The organism is Myroides sp. C1519 (assembly GCF_038039755.1).
GTDB lineage: Bacteria > Bacteroidota > Bacteroidia > Flavobacteriales > Flavobacteriaceae > Flavobacterium > Flavobacterium phaeum_A.
Genome location: NZ_JBBPHM010000001.1, coordinates 197,599 through 223,020, shown reverse-complemented (window position 1 = coordinate 223,020; position 25,422 = coordinate 197,599). Strand labels below are relative to the sequence as shown.

The 25,422-nt window shown below is 36.5% G+C and carries 19 protein-coding genes; 12 read left to right on the top strand and 7 right to left on the bottom strand.

From position 1 onward, the window contains the following. Positions 1–113: 113 nt before the first annotated feature. The 3 genes from nagB (at position 114) to AABL81_RS00965 (ending at position 3,754) form a co-directional block, all read left to right on the top strand. Complete coding sequence (gene nagB, locus AABL81_RS00975; protein ID WP_286404398.1) at positions 114–911, top strand: glucosamine-6-phosphate deaminase; 798 nt, start codon at positions 114–116, stop codon at positions 909–911. 423 nt (positions 912–1,334) lie between these two features. Then, complete coding sequence (galE, locus tag AABL81_RS00970) at positions 1,335–2,351, top strand: UDP-glucose 4-epimerase GalE (RefSeq protein WP_158210655.1); 1,017 nt, start codon at positions 1,335–1,337, stop codon at positions 2,349–2,351. 560 nt (positions 2,352–2,911) lie between these two features. Next, entirely contained in the window at positions 2,912–3,754 is an 843-nt protein-coding gene (locus AABL81_RS00965; protein ID WP_341340130.1) for a hypothetical protein, read from the top strand. A gap of 163 nt (positions 3,755–3,917) precedes the next feature. Here AABL81_RS00965 and AABL81_RS00960 read toward each other — a convergent pair whose 3' ends face one another. Continuing rightward, positions 3,918–4,985, bottom strand: a complete 1,068-nt coding sequence (locus AABL81_RS00960) for a hypothetical protein (RefSeq protein WP_341340129.1) — start codon at positions 4,983–4,985, stop codon at positions 3,918–3,920. 419 nt (positions 4,986–5,404) lie between these two features. Here AABL81_RS00960 and AABL81_RS00955 point away from each other — a divergent pair, with 419 nt between their 5' ends. The 4 genes from AABL81_RS00955 (at position 5,405) to AABL81_RS00940 (ending at position 11,138) form a co-directional block, all read left to right on the top strand. Beyond that, a complete protein-coding gene (locus AABL81_RS00955) occupies positions 5,405–6,511 on the top strand; it encodes a hypothetical protein (protein ID WP_341340128.1) in 1,107 nt (368 codons plus the stop codon). Between the two features lie 341 nt (positions 6,512–6,852). Beyond that, the gene (locus tag AABL81_RS00950; RefSeq protein WP_341340127.1) at positions 6,853–7,968 is read left to right on the top strand and encodes a hypothetical protein; all 1,116 of its coding nucleotides are present in this window, start codon (positions 6,853–6,855) and stop codon (positions 7,966–7,968) included. Positions 7,969–8,304: 336 nt separating this feature from the next. Further along, positions 8,305–10,491 (top strand): S8 family serine peptidase, encoded by a 2,187-nt coding sequence (locus tag AABL81_RS00945; RefSeq protein ID WP_341340126.1) that lies wholly within the window; start codon positions 8,305–8,307, stop codon positions 10,489–10,491. 176 nt (positions 10,492–10,667) lie between these two features. Beyond that, a complete protein-coding gene (locus tag AABL81_RS00940) occupies positions 10,668–11,138 on the top strand; it encodes a copper resistance protein NlpE (RefSeq protein WP_158210661.1) in 471 nt (156 codons plus the stop codon). Positions 11,139–11,736: 598 nt separating this feature from the next. Here the strand turns inward: AABL81_RS00940 and AABL81_RS00935 are convergent. The 6 genes from AABL81_RS00935 to tsaD all read right to left on the bottom strand — a co-directional run bounded on the left by AABL81_RS00935 (position 11,737) and on the right by tsaD (position 17,056). Continuing rightward, positions 11,737–12,063 (bottom strand): hypothetical protein, encoded by a 327-nt coding sequence (locus AABL81_RS00935; RefSeq protein WP_158210662.1) that lies wholly within the window; start codon positions 12,061–12,063, stop codon positions 11,737–11,739. Positions 12,064–12,457: 394 nt separating this feature from the next. After that, positions 12,458–13,033, bottom strand: a complete 576-nt coding sequence (locus AABL81_RS00930; RefSeq protein ID WP_341340125.1) for a hypothetical protein — start codon at positions 13,031–13,033, stop codon at positions 12,458–12,460. 2 nt (positions 13,034–13,035) lie between these two features. Beyond that, on the bottom strand, positions 13,036–14,214 hold the full coding sequence (locus AABL81_RS00925) for a THUMP-like domain-containing protein (protein ID WP_341340124.1): 1,179 nt from the start codon (positions 14,212–14,214) through the stop codon (positions 13,036–13,038). Next, the gene (locus AABL81_RS00920) at positions 14,215–15,306 is read right to left on the bottom strand and encodes an AI-2E family transporter (protein WP_341340123.1); all 1,092 of its coding nucleotides are present in this window, start codon (positions 15,304–15,306) and stop codon (positions 14,215–14,217) included. It abuts the gene before it with no gap. 12 nt (positions 15,307–15,318) lie between these two features. Then, positions 15,319–16,023 carry a 16S rRNA (uracil(1498)-N(3))-methyltransferase gene (locus tag AABL81_RS00915; RefSeq protein WP_158210666.1) on the bottom strand — a complete coding sequence of 235 codons (705 nt, stop codon included), beginning with the start codon at positions 16,021–16,023 and terminating at the stop codon, positions 15,319–15,321. A gap of 10 nt (positions 16,024–16,033) precedes the next feature. Further along, the gene (tsaD, locus tag AABL81_RS00910; protein WP_158210667.1) at positions 16,034–17,056 is read right to left on the bottom strand and encodes a tRNA (adenosine(37)-N6)-threonylcarbamoyltransferase complex transferase subunit TsaD; all 1,023 of its coding nucleotides are present in this window, start codon (positions 17,054–17,056) and stop codon (positions 16,034–16,036) included. A 165-nt stretch (positions 17,057–17,221) separates the two neighbouring features. Here tsaD and AABL81_RS00905 point away from each other — a divergent pair, with 165 nt between their 5' ends. From AABL81_RS00905 to AABL81_RS00885, 5 genes are all read left to right on the top strand, one after another. Next, complete coding sequence (locus AABL81_RS00905; protein ID WP_341340122.1) at positions 17,222–21,694, top strand: translocation/assembly module TamB domain-containing protein; 4,473 nt, start codon at positions 17,222–17,224, stop codon at positions 21,692–21,694. 71 nt (positions 21,695–21,765) lie between these two features. Further along, positions 21,766–22,752: a 6-phosphofructokinase gene (gene pfkA / locus AABL81_RS00900; RefSeq protein ID WP_158210668.1), complete on the top strand. Its 987-nt coding sequence runs from the start codon at positions 21,766–21,768 to the stop codon at positions 22,750–22,752. 21 nt (positions 22,753–22,773) lie between these two features. Further along, complete coding sequence (gene gap / locus AABL81_RS00895; RefSeq protein WP_158210669.1) at positions 22,774–23,775, top strand: type I glyceraldehyde-3-phosphate dehydrogenase; 1,002 nt, start codon at positions 22,774–22,776, stop codon at positions 23,773–23,775. 13 nt (positions 23,776–23,788) lie between these two features. Further along, positions 23,789–24,634 (top strand): BadF/BadG/BcrA/BcrD ATPase family protein, encoded by an 846-nt coding sequence (locus AABL81_RS00890; protein ID WP_341340121.1) that lies wholly within the window; start codon positions 23,789–23,791, stop codon positions 24,632–24,634. 12 nt (positions 24,635–24,646) lie between these two features. Next, positions 24,647–25,015 (top strand): methylglyoxal synthase, encoded by a 369-nt coding sequence (locus AABL81_RS00885; RefSeq protein ID WP_090406078.1) that lies wholly within the window; start codon positions 24,647–24,649, stop codon positions 25,013–25,015. Positions 25,016–25,422: the final 407 nt, after the last annotated feature.

Sequence of the window (25,422 nt, the reverse complement as noted above, 5' to 3'; positions counted from 1 at the left end):
TTACGTGGCATACAAATTGTAACTTGTAGTGAAGGAGTGATGTTTAATGAAGAGGGATGATTTGAGTGCTATGGGAAGGGGTAAGCCTTGTTTTTAAAATTTAAAGTAAGTAAATGAAGGATTTTTATAAACCATCGAATATAAAATCTACTAAAGAGGATGTGGTTAAGGTATATGCAAGTCAAGAAGAGGCTTCTCAATATACGGCTAATCGTATTGCTGCGATTGTAAAAGAAAAGCAAACGAAGGGGGAGAATGCGATTATGGGGCTGGCAACGGGTTCTACGCCGAAAGGGGTGTACCAAGAGTTGATTCGCCTGCATAAGTATGAGGGATTGAGTTTTAGAAATATGATTACGTTTAACTTAGACGAGTACTATCCGATGATGCCGATTGAGGAACAGAGTTATGTGTCGTTTATGAAGAGTAATTTGTTTGATCATATTGATATTGTGAAGAGTAATATTCATATTCCGGATGGGACGTTGTCTATTGAGGGAATTCAGGAGTATTGTGAGTTATATGAACAGAAGATTGCTGATTTTGGTGGATTGGATATTCAGTTGTTGGGGATTGGACGTACGGGACATATCGGGTTTAATGAGCCTGGTTCTGTGGATTCGTCTAAGACGCGTTTGGTTACGCTAAACGACCTGACTCGTGAGGATGCGTCTGCTGATTTTGGTGGTAAGGAGAAGGTGCCTACGCAGGCGATTACAATGGGGATTAAGACCATTACGGATGCGAAGGAGGTGATCTTGCTGGCGTTGAGTAAGCGCAAGGCGGAGATTATTGCTAAGGCGATTGAAGGTGGGATTTCTGCAGAGGTGCCGGCTACGTTTTTACAGAAGCTTCAGAATATTGAGTATATCTTGGATGAAGAGGCGGCTTCGTTGCTTCGAAAGGGGTGAAATGTGAAACCGATTTGCGTGATGCGTAAACCGTGAACCGAAAACCGATATACGTGATACGTTAAATAAAATATATATAGGACTGTCAGAGATGATGGTCCTTTTTTTTGGTGTGAATTGAGATGCGTGAAAGGTAATGCGTGATGCGTCTTTGTGGGGATGTATTATGCAGGTTTGTTTATAAATAAACAATAGGGGGCGAACACGTGGGTTCGCCCGTACGGAGCGCGGGGCGTGATATACATTCGTGAATGGGAAACCGAAAATGGGGAACCGAAAACCGTGATGCGTGATACGAGAAACGATAACCCATTAACTGTACACTAATAAAAAAGACATTTTGACTAATTTCCTTTGAACGGTTTGTGATAAAAGAATATCTTTGGGTTTGAAGAAGAAATTGATCATTAAAAATATAAATACGTGAAAATATTAGTTACAGGTGGTTTGGGATTCATTGGTTCTCATACTGTGGTGGAATTGCAAAACCAAGGATATGAGGTGGTAATTGTGGATGATTTGTCTAATTCGTCTGTGGATGTGTTGGATGGTATTGAAGGGATTACTGGGAAGCGCCCGACATTTGTGGAGTTGGATTTGAGAAATGAAGCTGGGGTTGAGAAGTTGTTTGCTGCTCATACGGATATTACGGGTGTGATTCACTTTGCGGCGTCTAAGGCTGTGGGGGAGAGTGTGGAGAAACCGCTGTTGTACTATGAAAATAATATTTGTCCGTTGTTATATGTCTTGAAACAATTGGAACAAAAAGAGAAGAGTCATTTTATTTTTAGTTCGTCTTGTACTGTTTATGGTCAGGCGGCGCAAATGCCGATTACTGAAACTGCTCCTGTGCAGGTGGCGTTGTCTCCTTATGGAAATACGAAGCAGATTGGGGAGGAGATTATTACGGATGTGACTAAGGTGACTAATATTGATGCGATTTTATTGCGTTATTTTAACCCGATTGGGGCGCACGAGTCTGGATTGATTGGGGAGTTGCCGTTGGGGGTTCCTCAAAACTTAATCCCGTTTATTACGCAAACGGCTATTGGTATTCGCAAGGAGTTGTCTGTGTTTGGTGATGATTATAATACGGCTGATGGTACGTGTGTGCGTGATTATATTCACGTGGTGGACTTGGCTAAGGCGCACGTGGCTGCTTTGGATAGATTGGTGAAGGGTGAGAATGTGGCTAAGGTGGAGACGTTTAATGTGGGTACTGGTAAGGGTACGTCGGTGATGGAGATCGTGAATACGTTTGAGGCTGTGGCTGGTGTGAAATTGCCGTATAAGATCGTGGATAGACGTGAGGGTGATATCACTGAGGCGTATGCGTGTACGAAACGTGCGAACGAGGTGCTGGGCTGGAAGGCGGAGCAAACGTTGGAGGAGTCGCTGCGTAGTGCGTGGGCGTGGGAACAGAAGGTGAGAGGAGTGTAGGTTGTTAACCGGTAACCGATATGCGTGAAACGATATGCGTAAAACGTGAACCGAAAACGGGGAACCGATATGCGTGAAACGTAAAACGTGATGCGTGAAACGTTAATCTAAAATATATAAGGGACTGTCAGCAATGATGGTCCTTTTTTTATGGATATAGTTTATCGGTAGAGACGCAATACTTTGCGTCTAACATTTGCATTGCGGTATGCGTGGGGGGAATCCGTGAACCTTAAAACGTGAAAAGTGATGCGTGAACCGTAAAACGTGAACCGAAAACGGGGAACTGAAAACCTATATGCGTGAAACGTAAAACGTAATGCGTAAACCGTTATGTGTGATACGTGAACTGAAAATGCAGAAACTTTTATATATCCGAATAATTAGGGGAGTGGTTGGTTTTTATTGCTGATTTTTTGATGGAAACAGGGGTTTGGTTCAATTATCTGTAAGCAATATTGGTGTTTTAGGTTGTTTTTTGTAATATTTGTGTTTCTTGTATTTTTTGAGTGATTTTTTTAAGTTATTTGTATTTATTAATAAATTAAATTTAAAAAGTTATGAAAAAGATATTACTTCTGTTTTTGGCTGTTATTGCTTTTGTTGGTTGTAGTAGTGATGATAACACTAATAATGTGTTGGTGAGGGAAGAGTTGTTATTGACTGCTGAAAAAAATAAGATAATTGTTGGGGATGAGCTTGTGTTTACTGCAGTGGATAGTGAGGGTAAGGTAGTAGATGCTGCTTTTTATATTGAGGATAGGCAAGTTAATAACCCTGTGAAGTTTGATAGGTTGGGTGTTTTTTATGTGGTGGCTAAGAAGGAGGGATTTAAGGATAGTAATGTGTTGAAGGTGTTTGTGCACGAGGAAACTGTAGAGGACACACCAAATGATAAGCCAATCTTTTTTACGTTAGATGGAACGGATATTGAATTTGAAATTGTGATGCTTGAGGTTGTGAGTGAGGATATTGTGGTGGATGGAAGCGTTGTGAAAGTTGATAAGGTTGTTGAGCTTGAGAATGGTAAGTTGGCAAATGTGTATGAGCTTATTCCTGCTGGTGAACAGGTTGCTGCGTTTTTGACGTTCAATGTAGTGAATGAAACTATTGTTAAAGAAAATGGTGTGATTGTAGATTATGGTAAACGTGTGTTGCCTAATAAAGATAGTGAAATTGTGTTTGAGGATTTCTTTTTGATCGGTGAGCATAATCTGGATGTGGATAAGTATTCTTTGAAGAGTTTTGAGCTTGTTTTTGAAGAGTTAGTGGTGGATAAAAATGGTGTTGGTGTTGGAAAAAATGGAGTGAATGGTGCGGTTGATGTGGCGTTTTCTTTGACTAATGATGCGAATGAATTGAAGTTTGCGTTTAATGGGAATGTGATTTTTAAAGAGAATTAGTTTTTGAAATAGGGAATGGGGGAATGTGAAATGTAATGCGTGAAGCGAGAACTATGTACAGTATATTCAAAAAAAAAGGACTATCGCATTGATAGTCCTTTTTTGTATTTACAAGTTGATTGTAAGCTTAAAATGCTGTAATCGCAATGTAATATTTTATTTGTTATTTAGAAGGAGCGGTAAAATCCATTGAACGGAAACTTCCGTTGTAGTTGATTTTTATACCTGGTGCTTCAATAAGAATTTTAGTCTCTCCACCATCGTTGAAACCTTTTAATTTTGTGTCAAAAGTTTTGAAGTGACTATCTTTAATGTCATAAAACTGAACATTTTTAGATACCCATCCACCAATATTAAGTTCACGTTCTGGGTTTTCACCTGGTAATTGTAGTGGTAACTTGATGTCTTGTAATACTCTTTTTGTAATTCTCAGCATTGCTCCTTGTGCTTCACCGTTAACTCTTCCGAAATCAGTAGTAGTAGCAGATATTACAAAGTTTGCATAGTAAAGAGTTGTGAAACCAGCTTTTACAGAAAATATTTTAGGTTTTTTAACACCATCAACAGTTTCTGATTCTACAAGCATTCTTACTGAATTCGGGTCAATTTCGTGAGCAACACCGTTAATTTCAATAAAGAATTCAGCTGGTGCTTTTTTAGCTACAACGTTAATTTCTATTTCAGTACTATTGTTGTATCCTTCTTTAGATGCTGTAAATTTAAAAGTCCCTTCTTTAGTTGTAGTCCAAGTACCGTTTGTAACTACTTTTCCGTCCGCATCTTTTATAATAGCATCAGCTACTTGTTTTTCGCCATCTGTAACAAAGAATTTTACTACATCTCCAACTTCTACTGATGTATAGTTTGCAGTAATAGCTAAAGTTTTGATTTCATCTTGTTCACCCGCCGCTTTTTCAACAGTAATAATGATTGGATTACTTGTTTTAACTCCAGCTTTTTTAGCGATAACCTCATAAACCCCAGCTTTATTGAACTGGTGAGGTGTGTAGATTTGTTGATCACCAATGAATAATTCTGCTTGACTTTCTCTTTCTCCGTTGAAAGTAATCATAAATCGTACAGATTCTCCTCTTACCACATTGGTTTTTGTTGCTTGTACTTCTAATGCTTGTTCTACTAATACAACTTCTTTTGTGTTGTCATCACTACTACATGATGTACCTAATACTGTTAGCCCTGCTACGAAAAGGCACATTATTAATTTTTTCATAAATATTGGTTAATTAATTTCTGGCACAAATTAACAATGTTTTATTTAAATTTAATAGTTCAAAAGCCCTGTAAACCCTTATATACATTGAAAAAACATAACTTTAACTTCAATGTGGATAATTATATAAATTATTGTGTATTCTATTGCTGTTTGGATCGGTATTTTTATAGATCGTTTTCACTTGTTAGATGTCTTATTTTTGGTTTTTTATTAAGATTTTACTTCTTCATTTGTTCTTGTGTTTTGATTTATTTTAGTATTTAAAGGGTGTTTTGTAAGTATTTTTTAAATAGTTATTTATTTTGTTTGTGAATGTGTATTTATATTTTATATTCGTGGCTGTCTAAAGTTAATATTAAGCTAATATTAACTTTTAAGAGGTGTTTAACAAGAAACTAACAAATAGATCTATAATTATGAAAAAAATCGGTTATGCATTAATGTTGGCAGCTATGATTGCTGCTTGTAGCAGTGATGATAATAGCGTTGAAGGACCAAAAACAGAGGAAGGGGTATTAAAATCTCTAAAATTACAAGCATCGACTACTACTGTTGTTGTTGGAGGTGAAGTGATTTTCACCCTTTTAGATGACGCAGGTAAAGAAGTTGATGGAGCGGTAATGCTTGATGGTAAAGAAATTACTAAAAAGTACGTTTTTGATAAAGTAGGAGTATTTAAGGTTGTAGGTGCTAAAAAAGGATTTAATGCAAGTAATGAGGTAACTATTACTGTATCTGAAAAAGAATTGGCTCCGTTGACATTAAAGGCAAGCACTACTGAGGTTGAGGTAGGACAGAAAGTTACTTTTGAAGTGATGAGTAAGGATGCAGCTGTTAAAGAAGGTGTGAAGATTTTTGATGTGAAAGCGAATAAAGAATTGGCAGGAATGGAATTCGTAGCAACTGCTGCTGGTGAGTTTGAGTTTTTAGCGAAAGGTGAAGGATTTGCTGATAGTGAGAAGGTAACTGTTAAAGTGAAAGAAGCTGTTAAAGTTAGAGAGGCTGGTATGATTTTAAATGGTATAGCTGCAGAATTTAGTATGGTTTCACTTGAGATTGAAATGGTAAAGGGAGATGTAAATAATGGTAAGGCTGCAGCTAAAGAAGTGAAAATGAAAAACGGTGCTTATGGAAATCAATATTCTATTGTACTTGGTGTAGCAAAGAATGATAAAATAAGTAGAGGATTTATATTTATTGATTTTTTAGTTGAAAATCCAACAATTAAAGTAGATGCGTCTGGTAAAGTAATTGATTATGGTACGCGTATGTTACCTGATAATAAAAGTAATATTGAAATGGAGTCTATTTATATAGGACCGCAAGAGGCAGCTTTTATAGATTTAGGTAGTAAATTACAAAAGTATGTATTTGATTTTGTTTCGATTAAATTTGACAAAGAACCTTCAAAACCTGGTACATATAAAGGTATTATGGATTTTGATTTTACATATACTTCTTCAGAAGGGATTGATGTAAAAATTGTTGCAAAGGAACAAGAGGCAACTCTTAAGGAAAAATAAGATTCGTTATTTTTTTAATTATTATTTAGTAGAGGGAGGACTTTTTAGTTCTCCCTTTTTTTTGCGATAATGTTAAGAGAGAAGACTAAATGTTTGATTTGTTATATTTTAAAGTAATTGTTTTTGTTTGAGATAGCTATTGAACTGTGTTTTTTTTGTTAATATTTGTTTTTTTAAGGAGTAGTGATTGAATATTATTTATTTAAATAAGTGAGTTTTGTGAAATAAATGTAAAAATAAGAGTGTAATAGTGTTTTTTTGAGTAATGTTTGATTTGTTGTATTTTTTTAAAACATTTTTCTTGTTATTTGTTTAACTATTAATCAAATACGAAAAAAATTATGAAAAAGTTATTACTTTTATTTGTAGCTACTGCTGCTTTTATTGGCTGTAGTAGTGATGATAACAACAGTGAAACTCCTGTTGTTGTTAAACAGGATTTAGTGTTAAGTACTTCTAAGGCTAATGTAACTGTTGGAGAGGAGCTTGAGTTTACTATTGTGGACAAGGCTGGTAAGAAGGTAGATGCTGGTGTTTATGTTGATAATAAAGCAGTCGCGAATCCAGTGAAGTTTGATCAGGCAGGTATTTTTAGTGTTGTTGCTAAGAAAGAAGGATTTAAGGATAGTAATATCTTAAAGATTGATGTGAGCGATAAGAAGTTGGTTCAGTTGAAACTTGAGGCTACTGCTTCTTCTGTCATTAAAGGTGACCAAGTGATGTTTACTGTATTTGCAGATAATGTTGCTGTTAAAGACGCTATTGTTTATAATGAAAAAACAGGTGAGGCTCTTGTGGATAATGTTTTTGAAGCGAATGAATTAGGAATGGTTAGTTTCGTAGCTAAGAAAGAGGGATTTGCAGATAGTGCTGTTCTTACTGTAAATGTAGAGTCTAAACCAAATGGTTATTTTGTAAATGGCCTTGAGTTAGATATTGATCTTGTTGTTCTTGATTTGATTCAAGAGAATGTGGTGGATGTAAATGGAAAGTCAATTGTGGTTGATAAGGTTGTTGAACTTGAAGATGGTAGATTAGCTAATGAGTATAGTTTGATGCTTATAGGGGAAAATAATTTTACTTTCTTGACTTTGTGGGTAGCAAATAACTCTATTGTGAAAAAAAATGGGGTGATTGTTGACTATGGTAAACGTATTTTACCTACTGAAGTAACAAAAAAATCGGATGTTGTTTTTCGTGACTTGTTCATAATTGGAGAATACTTTATTGTGGAGAATTATCTGACTGTTTCACAATTTGTGTTGGATTTTAATAAGTTAGAGATTCCTGCTAAAGGGATTGGTGTTGGTGAAGAAGGTGTAATGGGAGATATCGGTATCGGCTTTGATTTTGAAAGTGATATGAATAATATTGAATTTAATTATACAGGGGAGATCTTTTTTACTGAAACTATTGAAAAAGAGAGTAGATCTTTTAGGGTAAAAAATAAGTTATAAAATATACTTATATAGGAGTAGATAAAAATTTTAATGGTTTGATACAATTATATAATTCCTGATTAAGGAGAAGGTAGAAGGAATTCTACCTTTCTTTTTTTTAGAAATATTTGATAAAGGTTCGATTTATTAAATATTAAAAGGTTTTCTTAAAATTAATCTAATATTTGGTAGTATCTTAGTGGTTAAGGTATTATTAAAAAGAGATTAATGCTTATTAATCACAATATTTCTTTGTAAAAATCAATATTTTTATATTTTAATGTAATTATTTGTTTTTTAAGGTTTGTAGTTTGTTAATTTTTATTACATTTAGTTTTTGAATAATTTAACGATATGAAAAAAATTACACTTTTTGCTTTTTTAGCAGTTCCTCTATTTTCTTTGCAGATGAGAGGGCAAGATTTACAGACAAGAACTAAGGTTGTACAAAGTTATGACTTGGAAAGTTCGGAAAGAATTGTTGATGAGATTTCTAAAAGAGGTGATGAAGAGAAAAAGAAAGCTATTTTAGTTGCCCAAGAGCGTGGTGCTAAAATTAGTGGTGTTGATAAAGAAGGGAACTATTTTGAAGTAGTTAAGGTGACAGAAGAAGGTCTTTTGTTATATAGAACAACATTGTCTGCTGGATCAAGAGTAACGGCAAGAGTAGAAGGTTTAAAAGCAAATAACGATGAAAACTCGTTATTGGAAGGTAGTGATATGATATTCGGGGTACTTGATGGTATGACTGCATTGACAGGACACGAAGATTTCGCTGTTTCTAAAGGATCGAGTGAGTCTCGTGTAATTGGAAAAGATAGAGTTCCAAGTATTCCTTATGCAGATCCTTCGAGATATAATCACCAGAAATCAAGAGCACACGCGACACACGTTTCAGGTATTATTGCTGCTGGTGGATTTTATAAAAGTAATGTAAAAGGTTTAGCTCCTAAGAGTACTGTTTATAGTTATAACTGGAGTTCTGATACAAAAAAAATGGGAGACTTAGCTAAAATAGGAGTGTTAGTTAGTAATCACTCGTATGGATTAGCTTTTTTTGATGATTATGGAAATTTAAGGGACTCATCATTACCTCGTTATTATGGGGTTTATACAGATGAAGCCTATGACTTTGATAGAATAGCGAATTTATATCCATTTTACTTGCCAGTAGTTGCTGCAGGAAATGATGGTAGATATACAGCAACGGCATATCCAACTGCTCGTCATAAAAGAAAAATGGATATGCTTAGTGGAACGGCTGTATCTAAAAATATTGTTGTAGTTGCTTCTGCAGAACAAGTGGATAGTTATATAGGACCTAAGTCTGTTAAGATTTCAAATTTTAGTAGTCAAGGGCCAACGGATGATTTTAGAATAAAGCCAGATATCGCGGCGAAAGGATCAGATGTATATGCTCCAGTTTATGAAAATCCAGAAGTTGGAATTACAGAAATTTCATTGAAGGAATATACTATGATGAGCGGTACTTCAATGGCTGCTCCTGCTGTAACTGCTGTTTTTGGTTTATGGCAAGAGTGGGCTATAAAGTATAGTGAGAAAAAAACGCCATTTTTAGCGGCAACGATTCGTGCTTTGATGGCACATACAGCTTCTGAAGCTGGTCCTGCTCCTGGTCCTGATCATTGGTTTGGATGGGGATTAATTAATGCTACTGCTGGTATTCAAGTACTGGAAGCAGCAAGAAATAAGGTGACTTCTGCTTTAGTTTTAGAGGAAACTTTACGCCAAGGGGGGAAAGTGGTTAAGGAAGTAGAGGTTAAGAGAGGAAAAATTAAATTAGTTGCTACTCTTGCTTGGAACGATCCTGCTTATAGTAATTATGCAAGATCACTGATGGGATATAAAGAGGAAAATATGATTGAGAATCCTACGTTGGTTAATGATCTTGATATTGTTGTTAAAGGAGGTGGAAAAACTTACTATCCTTGGCGCTTGAAGAAAGATTTTTCTGATTTATATGCTGAGAGAGGTGAAAATAATGTTGATAATATTGAAAAAATTGAAATAGAAGGATTGGCTCCTGGAAAATATGAGGTAATTATTACACATAAAAATAGCTTAGCTATGGGGCAAGCACAGGACTATTCTCTTGTTGTTACTGTAGGTGAGTTTGAGGATTTAGAAAAAGAAAAACCTGGGGATAAAGAAGGAGAAAAACCTGGGGATAAAGAAGGAGAAAAACCTGGAGATAAAGAAGGAGAAAAACCTGAAGACAAAGAGGGTGAGAAACCTGGAGACAAAGAAGGTGAGAACCCAGTAATTGAAAGTGATTCTTTTGGTATTTGGCCTAACCCTGTAGCTGATCAAATGTATATCAATATGAACTCAAGATATATTGATGAAGTTGCACACGTTAGAGTGTTTGATATTGATGGTAGAATGGTACGTGACTTTAAAGGTTTTGTTGGTGCTGATGGTAAGCTAACAGTAAATATGGCAAGCTTAACTGTAGGTTCTTACTTTGTTGAAGTGAAAACAGGTAAGTTTAAAAAGAAAGTAAGAATTATGAAAAGATAATATCGTTAAATTAAAGTGTGATTTTAAAGCCCTCTTTGTGTTTGCAAAGGGGGCTTTTGTTTTTTAGTGTGTAAATCGTAAACCTTAAACAGTTAATAAAGAATTAAAATTGTATTAGGCTTTTCTTTTAATGTGATATTTATTTGTATTTTTATACTTCATAAAAAAAAAGGGAAATGAAAAAAGTTAAAATGACATTAGCGATGACTGCTATGGTAGCTGGAATTGCATTTGTAGGTTGTAAAGACAACAAAAAAGTAGAAGAGACTCCTGCAACAGAGCAAACTGAACAAGAGGCTGAGTATGTTGATACTGAGCATACTTCTCAAAATTCTTTAGATTGGAATGGTACTTATGTAGGTGTTACGCCATGTGCTGACTGCCCTGGTATCGAAACTACTATTGTTTTAAATGATGACAGTACGTTTAAAGCAACTTATGTTTACCAAGAGAAGAAAGACGGTACGTTTGAAGAAGCTGGTACTTTTGCTTGGGATGACAAAGGATCTGTGATTACTTTAAAAGACGCTAAGAGTGAAGTGCTTGCAGTTTACCAAGTTAGAGAAGGAAGTCTTAAACAATTAAACTTAGATGGAACTGAAGTGGAAGGTGAGTTAGCTGCACACTACGTTCTTGCAAAAAAATAGTGATTTAATCACAGTAAATTAAAAAGCCCCTTACAATATTATTGTAAGGGGCTTTTTGTTTAAAATAACTATGTATTTATTTTGAGAATTATGTTATTGCTTATAGCAATTGTCGCTGTGATCGTTTGAATAATAATATACCACTTGCAAGTAAACCTAAGCTTACTATTATCTCTGTAGTGTCATTTTCTGTAAGTTGATTACTTACTACTGCTATGTCTGTCTGAGTCGTTTCTTGGCTTGTTATATTGTACAGTTGATATGCAAATAAAAATAACGAGATAGCAATTACGAAGAAACTACTATATTTTAGTTTTTTATTCATGCTGCTTGTGATTTAATTAAATGGGATTATTATTTATATAAGACGAATATAAGTATAATATATGAATTATTGTTAAATAGTGTATTTTATTTTTTGATTTATGTGAATAAATTATTTTTGTTGTCTTTTTTTGGCTTTTGTTTAGAATAAAAGTAGGTGATATTGAAAGAAGATGTAAATGATAAAGCGTAGTTGTGAGTAGTAATCCAATAAGTGTAGTACAACGTTGTCAAAAAAAAAGACCCCTTTATGGGGTCTCAATTATAAGTTTTCTTATTTGATATTGATTAATTCAATTTCTTTTAAATAAGGATGGTCTTTAACTTCAAGTATTAACTCCTCTGAGTTAAATGTTTTGATAGTAAGTCGTAAGACTTCATCGCTTGATGAGTGTAGTGTAATCTCATCTCCATCAAATTTGTAAGTTCCTTTGTCTTCAATTAGGCTGTAACGATCAAGTAAAGAAAAGTGCGAGTCTTTTAAGTTGATCTCAACAGATGATAATTGTAAGCTGGTACGAATACCAGCAGGGCAATCTGGAGTGAAGGCATAAAATGTGGTGAGCCATTTCTTCTCAAGATTAACGCGGTTGAATTCCATTGTTCTTGCTTCGTCGAAAGTGGTGATTTCGCTCTCAGCTGAACAGCTTTGCAGAAAAAGAAGCCCGAAGACTGCAATTACTGCGACGTAAAGTGTTAGTAAGCGCTTCATAGTGTGGTTGTTTTTAAGGTTTTAAATCATTGTGGTTATTAAGGATTTGTTTTCTTAAAAATATGACAATCACTTAAGATTTGCAAGGACAGTTTTTAGAATAATGAAATATTTTAGTGGAATAAGTTCTTATTTTGTACTACTTTCTTTGTAAACTCTTAGTTTTAAAAGGTTTGTATTGACATTTCGTGACGTGTTAAAATGAAAAAATAGCTTCTACAGTTGTAAAAGCTATTCATTTTATAATTTATAATTGAGATTAATATAATCTTGAGCTTATTTTTTATTGGAGTAAACATGGGATGTTGTCAATAAAAAAGGCAGATGGTTGAGAATTTACTTCTAATTGAGTAGATTCAAGTTCATTTTTAATAGTGTAAGGGATGGCTTGATTAGCATACCTAACTTGTACTTTTTCTAAAGGCGATTCTCTTAAATATTGTAAGTCTTCTGTCTTTAATAAAAACGATGTGGACAAAATACGAATATTGTTTTTGTTCTCTTTGTCATAAATATAGGTATCGCACTTTTCTTCTCCTATATAATAGGCTGAAAGTACGCGACCGTTGTTTAGTTTAAACGAGATTATACTGCGGTAGTTGATACAAGTAATCGGAATGAAGTCCTGACTCTTCTGAATCAACTGTACGTGTAGAAAGTGATTGTCGTCTGATTTGATTAACGAAAAGAAAAGAGTGTTATTTCCTTTTTCTTGTACGTCTTCGTAAACCAATACGTCATTGGTCTTTCTAACATTGGTATTGTCGTTTACAATTTCATAGTCTATTGAGCACTTTTCTTGTGCGTGGGCAAATAGACTGCTACACAGAAGTAGAATTAGGGAAAGGTAATTTTTCATAACTATGTTGTTTTGCAACAAATTATGATAATTTTTTCGTTTTTCAAGTTTGTTGTGAAGAAAATATAAACATCGCCTCCGTCTTTTATTTTCCACTTCTTTCTGATTTCTTCTACTTTCAATGGGAAGTTACGCACGGTTACGTTTGCCTTGATATTAGTAAGGTGTGTTTTGGCGTTTTGTTTGTTGAAAGGAACGACTTCTTGTATTTTGAAACTACGCCCTGGAAAGTTGACCAACGCTTCACTTGTGTATAGTTGGCTATGGGGGTGTAGTTTGTTGATCTTGTATTGTTGACTTACCGCGTCGAACTTTCCTGTTTTCAGGATAGCACTGTTGGGTTCGTACAAATACTGCTGTGGCGCGTGAAAGCTTGCCACTGCTTGATCGGTTAGACTGGTGTGAAACAACTGTGGTTCGTCTTTGGTAAGATTAACCGCTACTAAGGCTATTTCACCTTCATATCCTTTTTCTAATATCCACAGCAATTCCTTCACATCGTTGTTTAGGGCAACAATATGGACAGCCTTTACGTGGTTTAACTCACTGATACCGGCGTGTATATCCAATAGGGGTGAGGTCTTGATTAGAATGGTATTCGTATGTGTAAACAGGTCGTTTAAATGCTCTGGTACGTTTGGTGTACAATCGCTTAAGAAGAATACCTTCTCCTTGGCAGAATTACGACGTGCTGGATCTACGTATATATAGTCCCACTGTTTGTTGTTCTCTTTTAGGTAAACAAGACTATCTCCGCAATGGCAAGTGATGTTATCAACGCCTAAGGCAGTGTAGTTATGAGCAACAATTGCGCTTAGGTCTTCTTGCATTTCACAGTGCTGTACTGCTTTAACCTGTTTGGCAAAGTAGTAACAATCAATTCCGAAACCACCTGTTAAGTCAATCAAGCTATCGCCTTGTACCAAAGACGCTTTGTATTTGGCACACTCCTCTGAAGAAGTCTGTTCTATAGATAGCTTCTTTGGAAATAGAATATTGTCTGTGGCGTACCACGTAGGTAATTTGTCTTTAGACTTTTGTTTGGACTCGATTTGCGTTAGTAGTTCGCTCATCTCAATGTGAGTAAACGGACTCTTTTTAAAGGCTAACGATTTGATGTCGCTGTGTAGCTGTTCTTGTATATATTGCTGAACGTCTTCTGCTAAAAGATGGTTTTTCAATTATAATTTTTTTGTAAGGATTTGTATGAATCTGACGTTTGGTAAAAACTCTTTTCCGATTACTTTTAAACAAGTGTAGATTGGCACTGCGGCAATCATACCAAAGATTCCAGAGAACATTCCACTTGCCAAAATAACAATGAATATTTCTAAGGGATGCGACTTTACGCTGTTTGAAAAGATCAACGGTTGGTTTACTACGTTGTCGATTAACTGTATAGTAAGGAATCCGATAAACACGGTTAATGCTTTAGGTAGGGTAACTTCTGTGAAATTGTCGCCTATGAAACTAAGCATTGTAAACATCACAGCTAATATGTTTCCAATTAAGGGTCCGATATAAGGAATGATGTTTAAAATAGCACATAAAAAGGCAATCATCAAGGCTCCTTTTGTACCTACTGATATCAATAGGATGAAACTCAGGATAAAGATGATGAAGGTTTGGGCTACTAAACCAAGGAAATAACGTGATAATAGGTTGTTAATCTTGTCTATCGAGTTTAAAACTCTGTTTTCTTGTTTACGAGGGAATATCTTTTTGAATTGGTATTCTAAGACAGCTTGGTCTTTTAAAAAGAAAAAAGCAATGAATAGAATAGCAAATAATCCCATTCCGAATTCGCTCAATAGGCTTAGTATAGAGTTTAATAGGTTAGGGACAAAGTCAAGCTTTACCTGTGATTTTAGGTTAGATTCAGCTATAATCTTGTCAAGGCTAAAACCTTTAGCGTCTAAATAATAGTCTATTTTACTGATTAATCCGTTGAAATCCTCTTGTAAGTGCATTGTACTCAATACAGATAGATTCTGTGCTTGTGTGGTAAACAAAGGCACAAACATAAAGATAAACCCGATGAAAAAAGCCAAGAATATGGTAATGGTAATTGATACAGCTATGATGCGTTTGATGCGCAGTCTTCTACGCATAAACTCAACAAGTGGCTTGCCGATTAGGGCTAAGACAAAGGCAAAACCGATATAGATAAATAAGGGGCTGATTTCTAATAGGAAAAGACCTAATAGGGTGATTGCCGTTAATATTAGTACAGCACGTACTATTCCTTTTGATATTGTCTTAGAATCAATCATCGTGTTTATATGTTATTCATTGGCAAATACGAAACTGTGTACTGCTACTAATGCGGCAGTTTCTGTTCGCAATCTTGTGTGTCCTAAAGAGACTGGTTTGTACCCTTTAGCTAAGGCTGTTTCTATTTCACTCGTAGAAAAGTCGCCTTCTGGACCAACTAAAAGTAAATAATTTTTGTGAAGTGGAATACTGTTTTTCAATAAAACTTTCTCTGTGTCTTCGCAATGTGCAATATATTTCTCGCCTTCGTGTTCTTTTGCCATAAACTCTTTTAAGGTGATAGGCTCGTTTAATATAGGCATATGGTACTGTAAAGACTGCTTCATAGCCGATTGAATAATCTTCTCAAAACGTTCTGTTTTAACAACTTTTCGTTCTGAGTGATCACAGATAATTGGCGTTATCTCGTGGATACCGATTTCTGTTGCTTTTTCTAAGAACCACTCGTAACGCTCGTTCATCTTTGTTGGCGCTACAGCAAGGTGTAGGCGGAAAGGCGTGTGAGCTTGGTCTTCGTGTGATACGATTTCTGTGATACACTTCTTGTCTGAATCCAGAGAGATTTGCGTTGTAAACAACGTTCCTTTTCCGTTTGTTACATAAAGAGTATCACCCATTTTACGTCTTAATACACGGATAATATGTTTGCTTTCATCTTTGTCAAAAGTGAAAGTTGTTTGTCCTTTTTCAATTTCAGGAGAATAGAATAATTGCATAGTGGTAGTCTTAAAATTCGATACGCGCTTTTGATACGACTGATGAGTCGGCAAATTTAGATTCAAGGAAACGGTAGTATCCTACGATTCCGATCATAGCTGCGTTGTCTGTTGTGTATTCAAACTTAGGCACAAAGGTTTTCCATTTGTATTTCTTCTCTGCGTCTTTTAACGCTTGGCGAATACCAGAGTTTGCAGATACACCACCTCCGATAGCGATTTGCTTAATGCCTGTTTCCGCTACGGCTAACTTTAGTTTGTCCATCAAGATATTGATGATTGTATGTTGGATAGACGCACAGATATCAGCGATGTTTTCTTCTATGAAGTTTGGATTAGCAGCTACATTTTTCTGGATGAAATACAAGATTTGCGTTTTCAATCCACTGAAGCTGAAGTTAAGTCCGTCTACCTTAGGTTTGGTAAATTGAAATGCTTTAGGGTTTCCTTGTTTAGCATATTTGTCAATTAAAGGACCACCTGGGTAAGGGAAGCCTAATACTTTAGCAGACTTGTCAAATGCTTCACCTACGGCGTCATCTGTTGTTTCTCCTAATATTTCTAAGTCAAAGAAGCTGTTTACACGCACGATTTGTGTGTGTCCTCCTGAGATAGTTAAGGCTAAGAAAGGGAATTCTGGTTTGTCAAATCCTTCTTCGTCTATAAAGTGACATAGGATATGCGCGTGCATATGGTTTACAGCTACAAGGGGAATGTCAAGTGCTAAAGAAAGCGACTTGGCAAATGATCCACCTACTAATAAAGATCCCATAAGTCCAGGTCCTTGTGTAAAGGCAATTCCGCTTAAATCTTCTTTGGTTATACCTGCTTTTTTGATAGCTACGTCAACTACTGGCACGATGTTTTGTTGGTGTGCACGAGAGGCTAACTCTGGAACTACACCTCCGTATTCTTCGTGAATTTCCTGTCTGGCTACGATGTTTGATAGTACTTTGTTGTCTGCCATAATCGCTGCTGATGTGTCGTCACAAGAGCTTTCGATGGCTAAAATATAGGTAGGTTTTGAAGACATTTTACTGTTTTATCTTTTGATAATTTTAATAAGGTTATTTCTACCGAACCCTATCGAAAAATAATTAAATTTGTGAGTTGTTAGTTTTTTAACTAAACTACGGTAGATTGAGGCAAATTTAAAACATTATACGTTATCAAAAAATTTAAAAAAATAGTTTTTCGCTTGGTTTTAGGGCTGTTTGCTCTGCTTATACTTACAGCAGGGGCATTGCTATTACCACCTGTACAAACGTACTTGGCTAAAGAGGCGATGAACTCTATCAATTCAAAGTTCGGTACTGATATTCACATAGATAAGTTGGCTTTAGACATCTTTGGTGGCATTAACCTGAAAGGGGTAGAGGCAAAAGATATTAAGGGCAACGACTTTCTTTATATAAAGAGTTTTAAAACGCGTATCCTTGACTTTAAGGAGTTAACGCAGGGTCGTTTGTTTTTTGGCAATGCGTACATCGACAGTTTGTATTTGCGTATTCACAAGTATAAAGGAGAAGAAGAAACGACATTAGATCACTTTATCAACGCTTTTGACGACGGAAAACCGGGAGAGGGTAAGTTCAGATTGAAGTCGCCTTTGGTTACGTTGAAAGGAACGCACCTGATTATCTCGGATGAAACAGCGGAGACGGAAGTAGCGGTGGACTTCAAGGATATTGAGGGACAAGTGAAGGACTTCTTTATTAAGGGGCCGGATATTTACGGGAATATTTTACACGCAAAGTTTGATGATCATTGGGGAATGGGCTTGAAAAACCTGTCGGGTGATTTTTCTCATACGAAGACAAGCATCGGGGTGAAGGACTTGAATATCGTAACGAATAAGTCGGCGATTGAAGGGGACTTAGAGTTTACTTACGCGCTTGGGGATATGAAGTATTTCGCTGATAAAGTGAATTGGAACTTTGAGATTAGAAATGCGTCTTTGAATACGTCTGATTTGAATGTGTTTACGGGGGTGTTTTCTGAGAATAAGAACGTGTTTGTACGTGGGCATATTGATGGAGTGATGAACGACTTCTTTATGAAGAACGTGAACTTGGTGGATGAGAATACGTCTAATGTGCGTGGGTTATTCCACTTTAAAAACGTGTTTGACAAAGACAAGCCGTTCTGGATGAACGCAAATGTTGATAGATTGTATGTTACGCGTAATAACTTGGTGGGCTTGATGCCTGAGATTTTGGGTAGTTTACTGCCAGAGCAATTGTCTGCTTTAGGTAATGTGAACTTGCAAGGGGATATTGAGTTGACTAAGCGTACATTGGATACAAATGTGCATATTCTGACGTCTATCGGTAAGGGTATTGCTATTGTTGAGATAGAGAATTTAGATAATCCGGATAAGGCTGCTTATAAGGGGAATGTGATCTTGGATCAGTTTGACTTAGGGGAGTTTATCAATAACCACAATTTTGGGGTAACGTCGTTGAACTTAGATATTGACGGGGTTGGGTTTAACCAAAAATCCCTAAACACTTCTGTAAAGGGAGATGTGTTCTCTTTTGTGTTTAACAAGTATAAGTACACTGGCTTGGCGGTAGATGGTTTTATGAAAATGCCGTATTACCGCGGATTAGTACACAGTCAGGATCCTAACTTGAAGCTGGACTTTAATGGGGTGATTGACTTGAGTGCGGAGGTGAAGAACTACGACTTTGAAGCAGATATCGACTATGCTGATTTGCACGCACTTCGCTTAGTAAATGATACGTTGGCTAAGTTTAGTGGGGCGTTTGAGTTTAAGGCAGCCGGAAATACATTAGATGATTTGGCAGGGGAGTTTACGATTCACCAAGCCCACTACGAGAACAGTAAAGATGCTTATATTTTTGACAACTTTACGTTGACTTCTTCGTTTAATGAGGAAAGAGAGCGCTTGATTTCTATGAGCTCTAAGGAGGCGATTGATGGGTATGTGAAAGGGAAGTTCTCGTTTGCAGACTTAAAGTCGCTGTTTACAAATGCCTTGGGTAGTTTGTATACGAACTATTCGCCTTATAAGATTAAGGAGGGGCAGTATCTTGATTTTGATATTACGGTTCACAATAGGTTGATTGAGGTGTTTTTACCACAATTAACAGTTAGTGCTTTGACTCACGTGGAAGGGGTGATTGACAACGACAACAACGAGTTTAAGTTAAACTTTAATTCGCCAAGCATAGGCATCGACAAGTTTTCGTTTTTCAATATTCTGTTAGACGTAAACAATTCTAACCCGCTTTATAATGCGTATGTGTCAATTGACAGTGTGAAGTCAAACGTGTATAAGGTTACGGACTTTAACTTGATTAACCTTACCTATAACGATACGCTTTTTGTGCGTTCAGAGTTTAAAGGAGGGGCAAACAACAAGGATAAGTTTAACTTGAACTTATTCCACACGATAAACGAGGAAAACTTGTCTGTGGTTGGGTTTAAGAAATCGGAGGTGTTCTTTAAGGACTTCTTGTGGAGCATTAACGAAAAAGAGAACAAAGAGAATAAGTTGGTTTTCAACAAGAAGCTGACGGACTTTATTATAGACGGATTAACGCTTTCGCACAATGGGCAAGAGGTAAACTTAAACGGGGTAGTACGTGATTCGACGTACAAGAACTTTGATTTAGTGTTTACAAATGTTGACTTGGCTAAGATTACTCCAGATATCAGTAATATTGAGTTTGCAGGTAATTTAAATGGGGATGTTCACTTCTCTCAGAAGAAAGAGGTGTTTCAACCAAGAGCTAATATCGGTATTGATTCGCTATTCATCAATAAAGTACACGCGGGAGACTTGAAGTTTAACGTAGATGGTGATGATCGTTTAGAGAAGTTTACGGTGGAGTCAAGTATCGTTGATAAAGATGAAGAACGTTTCTACTTAAACGGAAATGTGGATATATTGAATAAGCAGACGTATCTGAACTTGGAATCAGGGTTTAGAGGGTTTAGAGTGAAGGCGATAGAACCGCTATTGCAGACGATTGTGTCTGATGTGCGTGGAACGACTTCAGGTAAGATTACTATTCAGGGTACGGCGAGTAAGCCTGACGTGAATGGGCGTTTGCATTTGAACAATGCCGGAATGACGTCTAAGTTTACCGGTGTGGATTACAACTTTGAAGAGGATGCTGCACTGGATTTGACAGAGCGACAGTTTATTTTGCGCAAGGTTAAGATAATAGACAGTAAGTACAAGACGGAAGGGTTTGTAGATGGAGAAATATCGCATAAGATGTTTAATGATTGGTCGCTTAATTTGGGGCTGACATCTACTAACTTGTTGGCATTGGATACAAAGTTTGAAGAGGGGAGTTTGTACTACGGACAGGCGTTTATTAACGGTTCGGCTAAGTTGAGTGGTCCTGTTGAGATGTTGGCGATTAACATTAACGCTACGTCAAACAAGGGAACAGCTATCAAGATTCCACTTAAAGAAGCTCAAAATACGGGTGAAAACAATTTCATCCACTTCTTGTCGCCTAAAGAAAAACGTATGCGTTTACTTGGTAAAGATCAAGATTTGTACAAATACCGCAATAGTGGTATAGAACTTGACTTCGAGTTCATCGTTACGCCTGATGCGGAGATTGAGATTATCTTAGATAGAGAGTCTGGTCACGCTATGAAAGGAAAAGGAGCGGGGTTCATTACAATGGAGATTAACACTCTTGGGAAGTTCAATATGTGGGGAGATTTCCAAGCGTATGAGGGAGAGTATAACTTCAAATACGGAGGATTGATCGACAAGAAGTTCGTGGTTAAAAAGTACGGTACTATCAGATGGGATGGAGATCCGCTGAACGCTATTTTGGATTTACAGGCGATTTACCATACAGATGCTAACCCAAGTGTAATTATAGACAACTCGATTATCAATAGAAAAGTACCTACGGATGTGGCTATTGTGTTGAACGGTAGTTTGAGTAATCCGGAGGTTGACTTTGAGATTAACTTCCCTAATGTTAGTTCGGTTGTAAAATCGGAGTTAGATTATAAGTTGAGCGATAGAGATACGCGTGAAAGACAAGCGATGGCGTTGTTAGCAACAGGTTCGTTCTTCTCTTCAGACAACTCATCGTCAACATTGGCGGGTAGTTTGTTTGAACGTGCAAGTAGTATTTTTGACGATATTTTCTCTGATGAAGATGATAAGTTTAAAGTGGGACTTAACTATGCGCAAGGAGAGCGTAATCCGTACACAACAACAGAAGGACGTGTTGGTGTAACATTCTCTACGAAGGTAAATGACCGTATTTCTGTAAATGGTAAGTTAGGTGTACCTGTTGGAGGAGTAGAGCAATCGGTGATTGTTGGTGATGTTGAGGTGTTATTGCGCTTGAATGAAGCGGGTTCTTTAAGTGCGCGTTTCTTTAATAGAGAGAACGACATTAACTACATAGGAGAGGGAATCGGCTATACACAAGGTGTGGGTCTGACGTATGAAGTGGACTTTGATACGTTCAAGGAATTGTTGTCAAAAATCTTACATAGAGCAGATAAAAAGGACCGCGAGAAGAAATCAGATAAAAAACAAGATAATAATCGCTCAGAGGAGCTTCCTGATTCTGATTTTAACCGTGATTTCATTAAGTTTTATGAATCAAGACGCAAGCCTACATCAAATGAATCAAGCACTTATCCTTTAACAAAATAGTAGCTTTTTTAAGAAACAATTTAATTGTTAAAATCGCAATTAATCACTAAATTTACTCAAAACGATAAAATATGACTAAGGGGATTAGAAAGATTGGTGTTTTGACATCTGGAGGTGATGCTCCAGGTATGAACGCTGCTATTAGAGCTATTGTACGTACTTGTGCTTTTCACGATGTTATGTGTGTTGGAATCTTCAGAGGGTTTCAAGGACTTGTGGAAGGGGATTTTGAGGTATTAGGGCCTCGTGATGTAAACTACATCATTAATAAAGGTGGTACAATCTTGAAAACAGCTCGTTGTTCTGCTTTTAAAACAGAAGAAGGTCGTAAAACAGCTTATGAAAATATAAAGAATGCACAGCTTGATGCTTTAATTGTGATTGGTGGAGACGGTAGTTTCACTGGGGCAATGGTGCTAAGTAAAGAATTTGATATTCCTGTAATGGGAATACCAGGTACAATTGACAATGATATTCACGGAACAAGCCACACAATCGGTTTTGATACGGCGTTAAACACAGTTGTTGACGCAGTGGATAAGATTAGAGATACGGCGAGTTCACACAAACGTCTTTTCTTCGTTGAGGTTATGGGACGTGATGCAGGGCATATCGCTTTAAATGCGGGTATTGGTGCTGGTGCAGAAGAGATTATCATTCCTGAAGAGAATATGGGACTTGAGCGCTTGTTAGAGTCGCTTCAGAAAAGTAAGCTAACAGGAAAATCGTCAAGTATTGTACTTGTAGCTGAGGGAGAAAAACTTGGTAAGAGTGTTTTTGAACTTGGTGCTTATGTAGAAGAAAATTTACCTGAGTATGATGTACGCGTGTCTGTGTTAGGCCATATGCAAAGAGGTGGAGCTCCATCTTGTTTTGACAGGGTGTTAGCAAGTAGATTGAGCGTGAAGGCAGTGGAAACTTTAATAGAGGGTAAACGCAATTATATGGTTGGTTTACTTAACGATCAAGTTGCTTTAACTCCTTTAGAGCAAGCCGTAAAAGGACATTCACAAATAGATGCTGAGTTACTTAGGGTATCTGATATAATTAGTATTTAATAATTAAAAAAATTTTTGAAGATGAAAACTAGAATTGGGATTAATGGTTTTGGACGTATTGGACGTTTAATGTTGAGAGAAGCAGCAAAATATAACAATGTAGAAATTGTAGCGGTAAATGATTTAATGACTGTAGAGCAATTAGCTTACTTAATTAAGTTTGACTCTGTTCACGGTCGTTTTGATGGTACTGTTGAGATTAAAGATGGAAATTTAGTTGTTAATGGACAAACTATCCGCGTTACTGCTGAGAAAGATCCTTCATTATTGAAATGGAACGAGGTAAACGTTGATATTGTTGCTGATTGTACAGGTATTTTCAAAGACTTAGCTGGTGCTCAAAAACACATTGATGCTGGTGCGAAAAAAGTATTGATTTCTGCTCCGTCTCCAGATGCTCCTATGTATGTAATGGGGGTTAACCATAAAGAATTAAAAGCAACTGATACTATCGTTTCTAACGCTTCTTGTACTACTAACTGTTTAGCTCCGATTGCTAAAGTTATCAATGACAACTTTGGTATTGTTGAAGGGTTAATGACTACTATTCACGCTGCTACTGCAACTCAGTACACAGTTGATGGTCCGTCTAAAAAGGACTTTAGAGGTGGTCGTTCAGCATTAGTAAATATGATTCCTGCTTCTACAGGTGCTGCTAAAGCGGTTGGAAAAGTTATTCCTGAATTAAAAGGGAAATTAACAGGTATGTCAATGCGTGTTCCTACAGCTGACGTTTCTGCAGTAGATTTAACTGTAAAAGTAGCGAAAGAAACTTCTTACGAAGAGATTATGGCTGTATTGAAAAAAGCAAGTGAGAACGAATTAAAAGGTATTATGGCTTATGTAGAGGATGACGTTGTTTCTCAAGACTTCGTTTCTGATCCACATACTTGTATCGTTGACTCTAAAGCGGGTATCGCATTAAATAGTACTTTCTACAAATTCATCGCTTGGTATGATAACGAGTACGGATACTCTGCTAAGATGATTGAGATGGCTATTTTAATGAATACTGTTAAGTAATTAAATAGATTGAATGAAGATAATCGTTGATAGTGGTTCTACTAAAGCCGATTGGATCTTCTTTGACCAGAATAATAATGTAACAACTTCAGTGACAAGCTTAGGGCTTAATCCTGAAGTTGTTTCTTTAGATGAGTTCTTTACTCGCGTAAATACTGTTCCTGATATTTCAAAGAACAGAGACGCGGTTAAAGAACTTTATTTTTATGGTGCAGGGTGTGGGTCTGATCGTACGAATAGTATTGTTAAGAACTTTTTTGAAGGGTATTTTACGAATTGTACAGCAATTCACGTTCACGAAGATACGTATGCAGCTATCTATGCTACGGTAGATCGTGGGGAAAGTGGAATTGTGTGTATTAATGGTACGGGGTCAAATGTTTCATATTTTGATGGCGTGAAAGTACACCAACGCATACAATCGCTTGGTTTTATGGCGATGGATGATTGTAGTGGTAGTTCTTTTGGGCGCTTGCTTTTGAAAAGTTATTTTCTAAGAATGTTGCCAATTGATTTGGCTATTGCGTTCTCGGCAAAGTATGATATTGATGCAGACGTAGTAAAGTACAACTTCTATAAAAAGGAGAATCCGAATGCTTATATGGCGTCTTTTTTGCCGTTTTTAATTGAGTATAAAGATCATCCGTATTTTCAAGAAATGATACGCGAACAAGTAGATTTCTTTGTTACTAATTACATCAAAAATAACCCGGAATACGTTGATGTTCCTGTGCATTTTGTCGGTTCAGTTGCTTACTTTTTGCAAGACGAATTTAGAAAGGTGTTAGCAGATCACAATATCAAAGTAGGGAAGATTATACAGAAACCGTTAGATGGTTTAATATTGTATCACAAATAAAAAATGTAGGTTATGGAAATAGCAATTGTAGCACACGATGCTAAGAAAAAAGAGCTGTTAGATTTTATCAAGAAGAATCGCGATATATTAACGGCAGAGGGAATTTCTTTGATTGGTACTGGTACAACTGGTAGTATGGCTCAGGATGCTGGTTTTGAAGTTAGACGAATGCTTTCTGGTCCAATGGGAGGTGATGCGCAGATCGCTGGTCGCGTTGCTGAAGGTAAAACAGGTATGGTGCTTTTCTTTAAAGACCCGCTTGGAAAACACCCACACGAACCAGATATTAATATGTTGTTACGTGTTTGTGACGTACATAATGTGCCTTTAGCTACGAATGAAGCTTCGGCTCAGTTACTTTTAAATGCGATAAGTAAATAGATACTATTTGCTTTATTATATAAACGCTGTGAATGCTTTTCATAGCGTTTTTTTTGTGCTTATTTTTCAGGTATTATTTTAGTTTACAACAAGTTTTTTGAATATATAAATTGCTTTGAATACGGATGCGTTTTGGAAATAGCAGAAGTTTAACGCGTGTTTTGATAGTGCCATGTTCGAGACTTCTACCACATTTGTCCCACATTAGTTCGGAAATAAGCCTTTTTACCGAAGGAGTGTGGTAGTAATGTGGTAGAAGTGTGGTATATGATACGGTTAATTCAAGACACAAAGGCGATTACCTCTGTATTAGGAGTGGTGTTTAGTTTGAAAAGGGATAAGATATCGTTTAGGGTTGTATAGAAGGGAGCTGTTGTGTTTTTAGCTAAATAAGCTAACAGAAGTGG

Bases quoted from the DNA above. Each gene is read 5' to 3' on its own strand.
- AABL81_RS00935 (WP_158210662.1), bottom strand. From the start codon at position 12,063: ATGGAATTCAACCGCGTTAATCTTGAGAAGAAATGGCTCACCACATTT.
- AABL81_RS00885 (WP_090406078.1), top strand. From the start codon at position 24,647: ATGGAAATAGCAATTGTAGCACACGATGCTAAGAAAAAAGAGCTGTTA.
- AABL81_RS00890 (WP_341340121.1), top strand. From the start codon at position 23,789: ATGAAGATAATCGTTGATAGTGGTTCTACTAAAGCCGATTGGATCTTC.
- AABL81_RS00950 (WP_341340127.1), top strand. From the start codon at position 6,853: ATGAAAAAGTTATTACTTTTATTTGTAGCTACTGCTGCTTTTATTGGC.
- AABL81_RS00915 (WP_158210666.1), bottom strand. From the start codon at position 16,023: ATGCAATTATTCTATTCTCCTGAAATTGAAAAAGGACAAACAACTTTC.
- gap (WP_158210669.1), top strand. From the start codon at position 22,774: ATGAAAACTAGAATTGGGATTAATGGTTTTGGACGTATTGGACGTTTA.
- AABL81_RS00965 (WP_341340130.1), top strand. From the start codon at position 2,912: ATGAAAAAGATATTACTTCTGTTTTTGGCTGTTATTGCTTTTGTTGGT.
- AABL81_RS00945 (WP_341340126.1), top strand. From the start codon at position 8,305: ATGAAAAAAATTACACTTTTTGCTTTTTTAGCAGTTCCTCTATTTTCT.
- pfkA (WP_158210668.1), top strand. From the start codon at position 21,766: ATGACTAAGGGGATTAGAAAGATTGGTGTTTTGACATCTGGAGGTGAT.
- AABL81_RS00955 (WP_341340128.1), top strand. From the start codon at position 5,405: ATGAAAAAAATCGGTTATGCATTAATGTTGGCAGCTATGATTGCTGCT.
- AABL81_RS00920 (WP_341340123.1), bottom strand. From the start codon at position 15,306: ATGATTGATTCTAAGACAATATCAAAAGGAATAGTACGTGCTGTACTA.
- AABL81_RS00960 (WP_341340129.1), bottom strand. From the start codon at position 4,985: ATGAAAAAATTAATAATGTGCCTTTTCGTAGCAGGGCTAACAGTATTA.
- tsaD (WP_158210667.1), bottom strand. From the start codon at position 17,056: ATGTCTTCAAAACCTACCTATATTTTAGCCATCGAAAGCTCTTGTGAC.
- nagB (WP_286404398.1), top strand. From the start codon at position 114: ATGAAGGATTTTTATAAACCATCGAATATAAAATCTACTAAAGAGGAT.
- AABL81_RS00940 (WP_158210661.1), top strand. From the start codon at position 10,668: ATGAAAAAAGTTAAAATGACATTAGCGATGACTGCTATGGTAGCTGGA.
- AABL81_RS00930 (WP_341340125.1), bottom strand. From the start codon at position 13,033: ATGAAAAATTACCTTTCCCTAATTCTACTTCTGTGTAGCAGTCTATTT.